The following is a 12,479-nucleotide window of genomic DNA, read 5'->3' as shown; positions in this document are numbered from 1 at the left end:
TGACCAACATTTGTTCAATTTATTTTACTACAAATAATTTCACCCAACGGGTTAAACTTAATGAAAATTTTCTTAACTCCTTTAATGGTAAAAAATGAACCTAATCCTAGAAACCGACCGACTTATTCTCCGTCCATTAGATCTTTCTGATGCAGCCGCTATGTTTGCTATGGATAATAATCCGAAAGTACACAAATACCTTTGGCAAAATCCAACACAGACCATCGAGGAAACCATCAAAACTATTGAATATGTTTGCAGTCAATACGAAAGAAATAACATTGGTCGGTTTGCTACAATTTTAAAAGAAACTGGAGAATTCATCGGTTGGACCGGAATAAAATACATTGATGATCACATAGAAAATGGAAACACCAATTTCTATGATTATGGCTATCGCCTTGATGAAAAATTCTGGCGAAAAGGCTATGCGACTGAGGCCTCGATTGCTTGGTTAGATTATGGTTTCAACCAAATGAATATTGATATAATGAATGCCTACACCCATTCACAAAACGGGGCTTCCAATCACATTCTGCAAAAAGTAGGGATGAAATTTGTCGAAGATTATTTAGATAAAGATAGTGTGTTATGGAAATGGTGGCAAATGAACAATCCAAAAGATAATTAAAATAGACAAAGAGATAATAGACAAAACAAAGTCTATGATCTCTCTGTCTCTAATCCAAAAGAATTATGAAACCCATAAAAATAGCAGGCGTCCCTGAACATTTCAACCTTCCATGGCAATTATGTATTGAAAATGGTGATTTTGAGAAAATAGGTATTGATTTGCAGTGGACTGACATACCAGAAGGTACTGGCAAAATGTGCCAAATGCTTCGTAATGGCGAAACCGATATTGCTGTTATTTTAACGGAAGGAATTGTAAAAGATATTGTAGGCGGAAACGATTGTTCAATTGTACAAGTTTATGTAGAAAGTCCATTGATATGGGGAATTCATGTAGTTGCCAATTCAAAATACAAAGTAATAGCTGATATAGAAAACACCAAAGTAGCTATTTCTCGTTATGGTTCAGGTTCACATTTAATGGCTTATGTTAATGCTCAAAATCAAAATTGGAATACGGAAACACTTCAATTTGAAATCGTAAACACTATTGATGGCGCTGTTGAAGCTTTAACTAAAGGCACAGCCGATTACTTTATGTGGGAACTTTTTATGACAAAACCTCTTGTAGATAAAGGGATTTTTCGTCGCGTTGCTGATTGTCCAACGCCTTGGCCATGCTTTGTAATTGCAGTAAGAAATGAATTTTTAGAAGCTAACAAGCAATCTATAGCGCTCCTATTGGAAACGATAAACAACATCACCATCAAATTCAGAGATATTCCTAATATCGACAGGACTTTGGCTTCAAAATACCATCAAAAATTAGAAGATATACAGGAATGGTTATCGCTTACCAAATGGTCACAAAAACCATTAGAAGAAAAAGTGTTAAACAAAATTCAAAATCAATTGTTTGACCTAAAAATTATCGATAAAAAAGGTACTTTTGCTGAAATAGTGAAAGAAGTATAGCTTTTGCCATTGGCAACATGATAAAACTAGGAAATCTTACTTATCAAAAACTGAAAGAAAAATTCAGAATAAAAAGTCCTTGGGATTTGATTATCATTTTTGTACTGAATATCCTTATTACCATTCCTGCCTTTATTATAGCCCATCATAATTTTATTACTTTAGACTGGGCACATCATGTGGACAGAATCTTATTGTTTCTCATAATACTGACTGCATTTCAATTCCTGTTAAGAGCATTGCGAAGAGTTACGCTGATTTCTGTAATTTTATATTTTATATTGCTGCTCTACGGAACATTATCGGGTAAATATGGATTCCAAAGTATTTTTGAAGATTACCGCTCTATGGTATACACCATGAATGATAATCCCTATCCTCAGGATATTATCATCACAAAACTTTTACCATTTCCTAACAAATATAAAATTATAGATGCCGTTGAATATCAAAACCCTAAAATCAGAAACTTTGCCATAATAGCCATTAATAAAAACTTTAAGCAATTAAAAGGCTATCACGATTATTCAACAATTGTTCAGGCGTTTGCTGTTTTCAAAGAAATAAACAGTCGCTGGAATTATGTAAGCGATCCTAAAGGTCATGATTATATAGCTAAAGCGACAGAATCTGTTCAATATCTTTCTGGAGATTGTGATGATCATTCCATATTTATGGCTGCTTGCATCAAATCTATTGGCGGAACAATGCGACTGATTCATACTAAAGGACATATTTATCCAGAACTGTTAATTGGTTCTAAAATAGATTTGGAACACATCAATTATGCTATTAAAAAGGAGCTTTTCCCTGCAGAAAGCAGGAACAAAACTATCAATTATCACATTGATGAAAGAGGAAATATTTGGCTTAATCTTGATTATACCGCAAAATATCCTGGAGGTCCATTCATGAATGAAGAAATTTTGGGAGCGCTGACTTTGGATTAATTCCTAATTTTATTTTTATTATCTTCGTTTGTAAATAAAAGCCTTATAATGAAAAAATTGTTTTCTTTAATTCTCCTTATTTCGTTTGCTTCACAAGCGCAAGAAAACATGTTGCTTTCTAGCAAAAAAAATGAATTTCGTGTAGATTTATTGTCAGCGGTTATTTATACAAAAGCTAGTATTAGCTACGAGCTTTTTTGGGGCAAAGATTTCTCAACAGGTATAAATGTAAACTTTTCAAATAGTAATAAGCTTAATGAAGATTTCGATAATGGCTACCGAAACAATGTTCCTAAGTTTGAATTTAATCCTTATTTGAGATATGCTCTCTCCAAAAGCAAATCAAGATATTATTTTGCTGAAATTTTTGGTTCGTATAATGGCGGTGATTATAAGGAAATAGTCCGCATAGGAGATATGGCAATGCCAGATTATTACACTACCAAAAAGTCAAAATATACTGATTTTGGTTTAGGTGGAAGTTTGGGTTACAAAATGTATTTTAAGAACAGTATAGCATTGGAGTTCATAGTCGGATTTGGTTCAAATCTTAGCAATCGAGATAAAAGTCCGGATGTTATTTCGAGAGTTGGTTTAAATTTAGGATATCGATTTTAATAAAAATGAAGATGAAAAAAATACACTATATACTACTAATTGCCTTTGCATTTCTGGTTTCTAACTGTGATTCCAATGACGATGGTTTTTACAATAATGTTTATGTTGATATCCCGAACTTAGTTTCCATCGAGTCGCATTCATCAACTTACACGGTTGGCGAAAAATTATACATTGATGCTGATTTTTCAAGGTATTTAAGTGATGGCGCACTCTTAGATATATATAAAACCACAGGAGCAACACAGTTTGCCTTTTCATATGTAATCGAAAAACAAATCAGTGCAACAGAATGGGAAGTCGTTACGGTGAATGACAGTCAATTAGACATCGTTAAAGGCTATGCTCAAAACGGTTCTTATGTTTACGGAATTTGTGAATACAATACTACTGATGAAACTTATGAGTACCGAGTTGGTTTTCCATTGTTATCTCCAGGAACCTATCGTTTGAGTTTTGGCTATAATAGTGATTATCCGGATAAAGTTGAGTTACGTTCTTTAAGTCCGGCTACTCGCTTAATCTTAAACATAAATTCATTGGTTACTGGCTTGAATGATGATGGTTATTATAACTTTACGGTAAATTAATTTTTACCATTTTATAGTTTCTTTTCCTAAACTCTGCATGTAATTATTGGTTTTGCTGAAGTGTTTGTTTCCAAACCAGAAACCTCGATTTGCACTTAATGGTGATGGATGTCCGGATTCTAGAACATGGTGTTTAGTCCTGTTTATTTTGGCTCCTTTTTTTTGAGCAAATCCACCCCAAAGTAGAAAAACAATGTTTTCTTTTTCATCTGATAATTTCTGAATAACGAAATCGGTAAATATTTCCCAATCTTTATTCTGGTGACTTCCCGCTTCACTTTCTCTTACTGTTAAAGTAGCGTTGAGTAACAAAACACCTTGATCTGCCCATCGTTCTAAGTTTCCCGAAATAGGAATTGGCAAACCTAAATCTGATTGGATTTCTTTAAAAATATTAATTAGAGACGGAGGAAAATTAATACCGTCATTTACCGAAAAACACAACCCATTGGCTTGCCCAAATCCGTGGTACGGATCTTGACCGATAATAACAACTTTTACTTTATCAAACGGACAATGGTTAAATGCAGCAAAAATTTCACTTTCTAGTGGAAAGCATCTTTTAGTAGCGTATTCGTTTTTAACAAAAGAAATTAACTTTTGAAAATAGAGTTTTTCATACTCGCTTTCAAGCACCTGTTGCCAGGAAGAATGTATCTTAATGTCCATCAAGTAAATTTTTATCAAAAATAACACATTCTGTTGCAATATGGATTGCATACTTTGTAACTTTGACACGAGCCATTTTTATGGATAACTGATGAAATATACTTTGCCACTTTTATGATATCCATCACCGATAAAACATTACAAGATTTAGAATTCAATACGGTTTTGCAAACCATTTCAGAGCGATGTAATACTGAAATCGGAAAACAAAAAGCATTAGAAATTATTCCTTTCAAGGATAAGGAGGCCCTGATGAATGTGTTGTTACAAACCTCGGAATACTTGTCTTCGTTTTCCAACAACAATGCGATTCCCAATCACGGTTTTGATAATCTGACGAACGATTTAAAATTTCTTTCTATTGAAGACAGCTTTTTGGAAGTGGGTAGTTTTAGAAAAATTGCTTCGCTTTCCGAAACCGCAAATGTATTGTTGTTATTCTTTAAGAAATTCCATGATTATTATCCAAAGCTTAACGAGAAAGCCGCTCAAGTCGAATATACTAAATTCATCATTAATAAAATTGATGAAGTTGTTGATAAATATGGTGAAATTAAAGACAATGCCTCTCCCGATTTAGTCAACATTCGTAGAGATATGAATTTGGTTCGCGGCAAAGTAAACCAAAGTTTTGGACAGGCAATGAGCCAATATAATTCATTAGGTTATTTGGACGAAATCAAAGAAAGCTTTGTAGATAATCGTAGAGTTTTAGCGGTTTTAAGCATGTATCGCCGAAAAGTAAAAGGTGCTATTTTGGGAAGTTCTAAAACGGGAAGTATTGCTTATATTGAGCCTGAAGCTACATTTCGTTATTCAAGAGAATTGAGTAATTTAGAATATGAAGAGCGCGAAGAAATTACCCGAATTCTAAAGAAACTGTCTAACGATATACGTCCGTTTTTAGTTCTCTTAAAACAATATCAGGAGTTTCTGAGCGATATTGATGTTATTGCCGCGAAATCAAAATATGCCAACAAAATCAATGCTATTCTACCAACAATTACAACTGAAAAGGAATTGTATTTTAGGGATGCCTTCCATCCTATTTTGTTTTTAAGCAACTTAGAAAAGAAGGAAAAGACATTTCCACAAACTATTGAATTGAATCCTGAAAGTAGAATTATTGTAATTTCAGGTCCAAATGCCGGAGGAAAAACTATTTCGCTGAAAACCGTTGGATTATTACAACTGATGCTACAAAGCGGAATTCTAATTCCGGTTCACGAGCGTAGCAAAACATTCTTATTCGATAGAATTCTGACTGATATTGGTGACAATCAATCGATAGAAAATCATTTAAGCACATATAGTTATCGTTTAAAAAACATGAATTATTTTCTGAAGAAATGCAACGCTAAAACATTGTTCTTAATTGATGAATTCGGAACTGGTTCAGACCCTGAATTAGGCGGTGCTTTGGCAGAAACATTCTTAGAAGAATTTTACCATCGGGAAGCTTTTGGTATAATAACAACACATTATTCAAACTTGAAAATATTGGCCAACGAATTGCCTTATGCATCTAATGCTAATATGCTTTTTGATGAGAAATCATTGGAGCCCATGTATAAGTTGATTTTAGGTCAAGCAGGAAGCTCTTTTACTTTTGAAGTAGCACAGAAAAACGGAATCCCATATGGTTTAATCAATCGCGCCAAAAAGAAAATAGAAGGCGGAAAAATACGGTTTGATAAAACAATTGCTACGCTTCAGAAAGAGCGTTCTAAACTAGAGAAAACGTCTCTAAATTTGAAAGAAGAAGAATCTAAAGCAAGGGAAGAAAGCAAGAAAATGCAAACCATAAATTCTAAAATTCAAGAGAAATTAGAACGTTACCAAGAGTTGTATGATGCTAATCAGCGTTTGATTTACATGGGTCAAAAAGTAGATGACATTTCAGTGAAATACTTTAACAATAAAGACAAGAAAGTATTAATAGGTGAATTCTTGAAAATAGTTGAAATCGAAAACTCCAAACGAAAAAAAGCTACTGTAAAAGAGAAAGTGGCAAAAGAAATTATTCAAAAAATAGTTATCGAAGAAGTAAAAGTAAAAGTAGAAGAAATTAGGGCTGAGAAGAAAGAAAAGAAATTAAAAGCTATTCCTGAAGAAAAACCTAAAGTAACTCTTAAAGTTGGCGACAGGGTTCGTATGTTTGATGGTAAAGCTATTGGCACTATTGACAAGATTGAAAAAAATAAAGCTGTTGTAAATTATGGTGTGTTTACTTCAAAAGTAAATTTGGAACAACTTGAATTCGTACAGGCTAAATAAAGAATCATGGAAATTTCAACTTTGCCAAAAGATAAAAAGGTAATACTATTTGATGGCATATGTAATCTTTGTAATACATCAGTTCAATTTATTATAAGGAACGATAAAAAAGATGTTTTCCGATTTGTTTCTCTTCAAACAACATTTGGTCAAGATATTTTAAATCATATTGGAGTTGACATCAAAAAGATTGACAGCATTGTTTTATATGAACCAGGAATTGCCTATTACATCAAATCAGAAGCGGCTTTTAAAATTGCCTATGAATTAAAAGGTTTATACAAATTTTTAGGTTTCTTTTCTGTGTTACCTAAATCCACAACAAACTTATTTTATGATTACATAGCCAAAAACAGATACAAATGGTTTGGAAAAAAAGAGAGCTGTATGATACCAACACCCGATTTGACTAGCAAGTTTCTAGCATGATAAATGTCATACCAAATATATTACTATTAAAGTTGATTAGTTAAATCCACAAAAAAATCAATATTGTAAACAAAAAAAAACTGTCCGAAAATTAATTTCGGACAGCCTTTTGATATTAACTAATTACTCCTTTCCGGAATATTAGCCAGTATTTCCAAAAAAAACTTCCAAAATTTCTGAGACGATTTAATCGAAGCTCTTTCATCTGGGCTATGTGCACCGTGAATAGTTGGTCCAAACGAAATCATGTCCATTCCCGGATAGTTTGTTCCCAAAATCCCACATTCTAATCCAGCGTGACACGCTACGACGTTTGGTTTGGTACCATTTTGTTTTTCATAAATATGAACTAAAACATCTAATATTTCAGACTTCACATTCGGTGTCCAACCTGGATAACTTCCGTCAAAAGACACTTCGCAACCAAACAATTCATAAGCAGAACGTAAGGCATTCGCCAAATCCATTTTAGAAATTTCTACAGAAGAACGCGTTAAGTTTTGAATTGAAATTTCACCATCTTTTACAATTACTCGAGCAATATTGTTAGAGGTTTCAACTAAATCTTCCATGTCAGCAGACATTCGGTACACACCGTTGTGAGCAGCATAGATCGCGCGAAGTAGCCCTTCCTGAACACCTAAATCCATCACACTTTTTGGTAAATCGCTTTTTACAATTTCAATGGTAAGATTAGGTTCCGTAGTTTTGAATTCGAATTTTATATCGTTGATGATTTCTTGCATATCAAATACAAACGCTTCATCATACATTCCGGCTACAATTACTTTCGCTACACTTTCACGGGGAATAGCATTGCGCAAACTTCCACCGCTTATTTCAGCGATTTGCAACCCAAAATTTTCAAATCCATCAAACAATAGACGATTCATAATCTTGTTGGCATTTCCCAAACCTTTGTGGATGTCCATACCAGAATGTCCGCCGTTTAAGCCTTTGACTGTAACTGTATAACCAACAGATCCTTCTGGAGTTTCTTCATGATTATAACTTCTGGTTGCCGTTACGTCTACTCCACCAGCACAACCAATATCAATTTCGTCATCTTCTTCGGTGTCTAAATTTAACAGAATTTCCCCCTTTAAGATTCCACCTTTCAAATTCAAAGCGCCGGTCATTCCGGTTTCTTCATCAATAGTAAACAAGGCGTCAATAGCTGGATGAGGAATATTTGTACTTTCTAAAATTGCCATGATGGCTGCTACGCCTAATCCATTATCGGCACCAAGTGTTGTTCCGCGAGCACGAACCCAGTCTCCATCAACATACATATCAATTCCTTGAGTAAGAAAATCAAAATCGGTATCATTATTTTTTTGGTGCACCATATCCAAATGCCCTTGAAGAACAACTGTTTTACGATTTTCCATTCCTGGAGTTGCGGGTTTTCGGATGATTACGTTTCGGATTTCGTCTTCAAAAGTTTCCAATCCTAAACTGTTTCCAAAGTCTTTCATAAACTGAATAACTCGTTCCTCTTTTTTTGACGGACGTGGAACCGCATTTAAATCTGCGAATTTATTCCAAAGCACTTTTGGTTCAAGGTTTCTAATTTCCTGGCTCATTATGTAGTTATTTTTTAATGTCGAGGCACAAAGTTACAAAGTTTAGTTTCTTTGCGAATTGATATTATAATATATTTACAATTAAAATTGCCATCGTGAAACGCAAATACATACTTCCTATTTTTCTGCTAATCCAAATCATTTTTTTGAAGGTTTTGGCATTCTTTCCCGAAGTGGTTGAACAGTATTACAGCAATGGATTATACGTTTTCACATCACGATTTGAACGAACGGTTTTAGGCAAAATTCCATTCTCTATTGGAGATATTATGTATGGAATTTTCATTGTTTATTTGTTGATTTCAATATGGAAATTAAGAAGAACTTGGCGTAAACAATGGAAAGATAAAGTGTTGAATATACTTAGTGGTTTTTCTGTTTTCTATTTCTTTTTTCATGTTTTGTGGGCTACAAATTATTATCGTGTACCGCTTTTTGAAAAGATGCAAATTCAAAGAGAATACACCAATGAAGATTTATACGCGTTTACCGAAAAACTAATTACCAAAACCAACGAAGTGCAATTTGCTATTACACACAATACAAACCAAAAAGTAAGAAACCCGTATTCTCAGGACAGCATTTTCAAAATGACACAAAATGGTTATGATAATTTAGCCAAACAATATCCTTATTTTAGGTATGAGATTCCGAGTCGAAAAAAATCACTGTTCAGTTTTCCATTGACTTATATGGGTTTTGGTGGTTATTTGAATCCGTTTACGAATGAATCACAAGTGAATTATATGTTGCCTATGTACAGTTTTCCCAATGTGGTTTGCCACGAAATGGCGCATCAAATTGGGTATGCCAGTGAAAGTGAATGCAATTTTATTGGTTTTATGGCTTGCATCAAAAATGATGATTTGTATTTTCAATATGCAGCTTATAGTATGGCAATGCGCTATTGTTTAGAAAATGTGACGATGAAAAATGAAGTAAGATTTAAAGCCTTAAAAAAAACAATTAATCCCGGAATTATTGAAAACTATAAAGAAAGTCAACGCTTTTGGGAACAATATGACACCTTTATTGACAAAGGATTTCATGCTTTTTACAATCAGTTTTTGAAAATGAACCAACAAAAAGATGGATTGGAAAGTTATAGCAAGTTTGTTGATTTATTGATTAATTATTATAAAGGGAAAGAGTTGAGATAATTCTTTTGTCATTCCAGCGAAGGTGGGAATGGCAGTACTGACTATTTTACATTCTGCTTAAAGTAAACTTCTGTTGCGCCTAGTCCATACTTTTGATAATTAGCATCTTGGAAAACAATATTATCATAGCGTCCTAACAAGAAATCGAGATCAGATTTCAATACACCTTCTCCAACTCCATGTATAAAAACAATTTTTGGAATGCGATTTCGAATGGCGAATTCAATATGATATTTTGCAGTATCCAATTGTTTTGTTAAAATATCATAGTTATTCATTGCTTTATAATTCTTAACTAATTTTTCGATATGTAAATCAAACTCGGGAACCGGAAGTTCTTTTTTATTCTTCTTTTCGTTGTTGATGTAGTTTGGTTTAGCTACTTCTTTTTCGCTAATCACCTGTCTTTTGTTAAAACTGAAATTCATAGCATTACCGCTTCCAATCTTAATTAACTCGCTACTTTCAAACGTTAGGTTGAAACCATCAGTAGTTTCTATAGTAACTTCAGTACCTTTAACTTCAATAACAACACCATCAATGGCATCATCTAAAACTGATACTTTATCGCCTTTAATCAGCATCTTCTTCCTCCTTTTCTTCTTGACTTTTGCTAGGTAATTTAGCGCTCAATTTCATAATGCCAAACATAAATATCACAATTGCAATACATAAAACATAAATATTGGGGTTGGATTTAGATTGCTCAAACAAACCTACAATGATCGCTACAAGCGTAAAAGGTATTACTAGTTTTTTCATACTCCGTTTTTACTTTCAAAAGTAAAAAAAAACCAGCTGAACTAGCTGGTTTTAAATAGATTTATTTTAAGATAATTACTATCTACCACTTCTTATTTTGCTGCAAAAATAATTACTCCGATAAGAATTATTATATAATGGAATAATAACTATAGATTAAATACCTAAAATTTTAAGTTAACTAAAGAATCCGAAAATAAATCGCTATTTCTTGACCATAAAGCAAGACATGTTCAAGTTGAGCAATTTTATAAAATAATAAGGTCGTACTTAATTATAAAAAAAGTTGGCTATTTACTTTTCAAATTGCTTTAACGTTTTAATAATTATTGAAATACAATCTAATAATTGTTCTTCATTCATTACTAATGGCGGTGCAAAACGAATGATATTTCCGTGTGTTGGTTTAGCTAATAATCCGTTGTCACGTAAAGCCATACAAATATTCCACGCCGTATCGCTTTCTTCTGTATCATTTATAACTACTGCGTTTAGCAATCCTTTTCCACGGACTAAGGTTGCAATGTTTGAAGTCTTAACGTATTCTCCTATTTTCTCTCTAAATATTTTCCCTAAACGACGTGCATTTTGAATTAAATTTTCATCATTAACAACATCTAAAGCTGACATAGCTACCGCAGCGGCTATCGGATTTCCTCCAAAAGTTGATCCGTGTTGTCCTGGCTTAATTACATTCATAATGGTATCATTTGCCAACACTGCAGAAACTGGATAAGCACCACCTGAGATAGCTTTTCCTAAAATCAAAATATCTGGCGTTACATAACTCGCTTGCTTTTCGCATTTGTTTTCACATGAACAATTACCACAAACAGCTAATAAAGAACCTGTACGTGCAATTCCTGTCTGTACTTCATCGGTAATGAACAATACATTATTGGCTACGCATAACGCTTTAGCTCTTGCCAAATAATCTTCACTTGGCACATAAACTCCGGCTTCACCTTGAATTGGTTCTACTAAGAATCCCGCTATGTTTTTGGAAGATGTAATGACGTTTTCTAAAGCTTCAATATCATCGTAAGGAATTTTGATAAATCCAGTTGTATACGGTCCGAAGTTTTTGCGTGCATTTTCATCATTAGAAAAAGAAATAATAGTGGTTGTTCTTCCGTGGAAGTTACCTTCACACACAATAATTTGTGCTTCATTTTCATTGATTCCTTTCTTTTCATATGCCCATTTTCTGCATAATTTCAAAGCGGTTTCAACTGCTTCGGCACCAGTATTCATTGGCAATACTTTATCAAAACCAAAATACTTAGTGATATATTCTTCATAAACACCTAGTTTATCGTTGTAAAATGCTCGTGAAGTTAGTGTCAAAGTTTGCGCTTGTTCAACCATAGCTCCCACTATTTTTGGATGACAATGACCTTGGTTTACAGCTGAATAAGCCGAAAGAAAATCATAATATTTTTTGCCTTCAATATCCCAAACATATACTCCTTCTCCTCTATTTAAAACTACTGGTAACGGGTGATAATTGTGAGCTCCATACTTGTTTTCTAAAGCAATAGCTTCAGCTGAACTCATTTTTTCTAAAACTGACATTGTAATAAAACTTTTTAATCTGCTATCATTACAGATTATTTATTAAATCGTAATTCCTTCTTTATTTGGAGAGAAATCATCCATAGGTTGAACAAAAGTATAATTTAATTACGAATTATAGGTCTAACTGTTCATTAAAATTGTAAATACATTAAAGCTACAGCCGCTACAGTCATTAAAATTAAAGCGCTGAATCCTAAAACATTAGAAAACCTGCTGTTGGTAAAATTTCCCATTACTTTTTTATTATTTGAAATATGTAGAATTATAGCAATCAAAACTGGAGCTGTTAATCCATATAGTATAGCCGTATAT

Annotated in this window: 13 protein-coding genes and 1 pseudogene; 8 read left to right on the top strand and 6 right to left on the bottom strand. The window is 33.3% G+C overall.

The window, feature by feature from the left end:
- Positions 1–94 precede the first annotated feature (94 nt).
- From ACOYLP_RS07015 to ACOYLP_RS06995, 5 genes are all read left to right on the top strand, one after another.
- The gene (locus ACOYLP_RS07015) at positions 95–631 is read left to right on the top strand and encodes a GNAT family N-acetyltransferase (protein WP_422855470.1); all 537 of its coding nucleotides are present in this window, start codon (positions 95–97) and stop codon (positions 629–631) included.
- A gap of 65 nt (positions 632–696) precedes the next feature.
- A complete protein-coding gene (locus ACOYLP_RS07010; RefSeq protein WP_422855469.1) occupies positions 697–1,548 on the top strand; it encodes a substrate-binding domain-containing protein in 852 nt (283 codons plus the stop codon).
- Positions 1,549–1,565: 17 nt separating this feature from the next.
- The gene (locus ACOYLP_RS07005) at positions 1,566–2,498 is read left to right on the top strand and encodes a transglutaminase (RefSeq protein WP_422855468.1); all 933 of its coding nucleotides are present in this window, start codon (positions 1,566–1,568) and stop codon (positions 2,496–2,498) included.
- Between the two features lie 48 nt (positions 2,499–2,546).
- Positions 2,547–3,116, top strand: a complete 570-nt coding sequence (locus ACOYLP_RS07000; RefSeq protein ID WP_422855467.1) for a DUF3575 domain-containing protein — start codon at positions 2,547–2,549, stop codon at positions 3,114–3,116.
- Positions 3,117–3,127: 11 nt separating this feature from the next.
- Positions 3,128–3,706, top strand: a complete 579-nt coding sequence (locus tag ACOYLP_RS06995; RefSeq protein ID WP_422855466.1) for a hypothetical protein — start codon at positions 3,128–3,130, stop codon at positions 3,704–3,706.
- Positions 3,707–3,709: 3 nt separating this feature from the next.
- Here the strand turns inward: ACOYLP_RS06995 and ACOYLP_RS06990 are convergent, their stop codons facing one another.
- The gene (locus tag ACOYLP_RS06990) at positions 3,710–4,375 is read right to left on the bottom strand and encodes a uracil-DNA glycosylase (RefSeq protein WP_422855465.1); all 666 of its coding nucleotides are present in this window, start codon (positions 4,373–4,375) and stop codon (positions 3,710–3,712) included.
- A gap of 114 nt (positions 4,376–4,489) precedes the next feature.
- On the opposite strand from ACOYLP_RS06990, the gene ACOYLP_RS06985 reads away from it, so the two are divergent.
- A complete protein-coding gene (locus ACOYLP_RS06985) occupies positions 4,490–6,652 on the top strand; it encodes an endonuclease MutS2 (RefSeq protein ID WP_422855464.1) in 2,163 nt (720 codons plus the stop codon).
- Positions 6,653–6,664: 12 nt separating this feature from the next.
- Complete coding sequence (locus ACOYLP_RS06980) at positions 6,665–7,081, top strand: thiol-disulfide oxidoreductase DCC family protein (RefSeq protein ID WP_422855471.1); 417 nt, start codon at positions 6,665–6,667, stop codon at positions 7,079–7,081.
- 119 nt (positions 7,082–7,200) lie between these two features.
- On the opposite strand, the gene ACOYLP_RS06975 is transcribed toward ACOYLP_RS06980, so the two are convergent.
- Positions 7,201–8,667: an aminoacyl-histidine dipeptidase gene (locus ACOYLP_RS06975; RefSeq protein WP_422855463.1), complete on the bottom strand. Its 1,467-nt coding sequence runs from the start codon at positions 8,665–8,667 to the stop codon at positions 7,201–7,203.
- A gap of 95 nt (positions 8,668–8,762) precedes the next feature.
- On the opposite strand from ACOYLP_RS06975, the gene ACOYLP_RS06970 reads away from it, so the two are divergent.
- Positions 8,763–9,827, top strand: coding sequence for a DUF3810 domain-containing protein (locus ACOYLP_RS06970; protein WP_422855462.1), 1,065 nt, complete (start codon positions 8,763–8,765; stop codon positions 9,825–9,827).
- Between the two features lie 41 nt (positions 9,828–9,868).
- Here the strand turns inward: ACOYLP_RS06970 and ACOYLP_RS06965 are convergent, their stop codons facing one another.
- From ACOYLP_RS06965 to ACOYLP_RS06950, 4 genes and pseudogenes are all read right to left on the bottom strand, one after another.
- Complete coding sequence (locus ACOYLP_RS06965) at positions 9,869–10,411, bottom strand: Smr/MutS family protein (RefSeq protein WP_422855461.1); 543 nt, start codon at positions 10,409–10,411, stop codon at positions 9,869–9,871.
- The gene (locus ACOYLP_RS06960) at positions 10,401–10,589 is read right to left on the bottom strand and encodes a hypothetical protein (protein WP_422855460.1); all 189 of its coding nucleotides are present in this window, start codon (positions 10,587–10,589) and stop codon (positions 10,401–10,403) included. Before ACOYLP_RS06960 ends, ACOYLP_RS06965 begins: the two co-directional genes overlap by 11 nt.
- Positions 10,590–10,883: 294 nt before the next feature.
- Positions 10,884–12,164, bottom strand: a complete 1,281-nt coding sequence (rocD, locus tag ACOYLP_RS06955) for an ornithine--oxo-acid transaminase (RefSeq protein ID WP_422855459.1) — start codon at positions 12,162–12,164, stop codon at positions 10,884–10,886.
- Between the two features lie 134 nt (positions 12,165–12,298).
- A pseudogene (locus tag ACOYLP_RS06950) lies at positions 12,299–12,479 on the bottom strand (divalent metal cation transporter); the annotation flags it as partial.

It is taken from the genome of Flavobacterium sp., assembly GCF_049318325.1.
Classification (GTDB): domain Bacteria; phylum Bacteroidota; class Bacteroidia; order Flavobacteriales; family Flavobacteriaceae; genus Flavobacterium.
The sequence above is the reverse complement of the archived record's forward strand: the minus strand, read 5'-3'. Positions and strand labels throughout refer to the sequence as shown.

What these genes read in the sequence shown, in the direction of transcription:
- ACOYLP_RS07005 (WP_422855468.1), top strand. Translation starts at nt 1,566, where the DNA reads ATGATAAAACTAGGAAATCTTACTTATCAAAAACTGAAAGAAAAATTC.
- ACOYLP_RS07010 (WP_422855469.1), top strand. Translation starts at nt 697, where the DNA reads ATGAAACCCATAAAAATAGCAGGCGTCCCTGAACATTTCAACCTTCCA.
- ACOYLP_RS06975 (WP_422855463.1), bottom strand. Translation starts at nt 8,667, where the DNA reads ATGAGCCAGGAAATTAGAAACCTTGAACCAAAAGTGCTTTGGAATAAA.
- ACOYLP_RS06985 (WP_422855464.1), top strand. Translation starts at nt 4,490, where the DNA reads ATGATATCCATCACCGATAAAACATTACAAGATTTAGAATTCAATACG.
- ACOYLP_RS06965 (WP_422855461.1), bottom strand. Translation starts at nt 10,411, where the DNA reads ATGCTGATTAAAGGCGATAAAGTATCAGTTTTAGATGATGCCATTGAT.
- ACOYLP_RS07015 (WP_422855470.1), top strand. Translation starts at nt 95, where the DNA reads ATGAACCTAATCCTAGAAACCGACCGACTTATTCTCCGTCCATTAGAT.
- ACOYLP_RS06960 (WP_422855460.1), bottom strand. Translation starts at nt 10,589, where the DNA reads ATGAAAAAACTAGTAATACCTTTTACGCTTGTAGCGATCATTGTAGGT.
- ACOYLP_RS06995 (WP_422855466.1), top strand. Translation starts at nt 3,128, where the DNA reads ATGAAAAAAATACACTATATACTACTAATTGCCTTTGCATTTCTGGTT.
- ACOYLP_RS06990 (WP_422855465.1), bottom strand. Translation starts at nt 4,375, where the DNA reads ATGGACATTAAGATACATTCTTCCTGGCAACAGGTGCTTGAAAGCGAG.
- rocD (WP_422855459.1), bottom strand. Translation starts at nt 12,164, where the DNA reads ATGTCAGTTTTAGAAAAAATGAGTTCAGCTGAAGCTATTGCTTTAGAA.
- ACOYLP_RS07000 (WP_422855467.1), top strand. Translation starts at nt 2,547, where the DNA reads ATGAAAAAATTGTTTTCTTTAATTCTCCTTATTTCGTTTGCTTCACAA.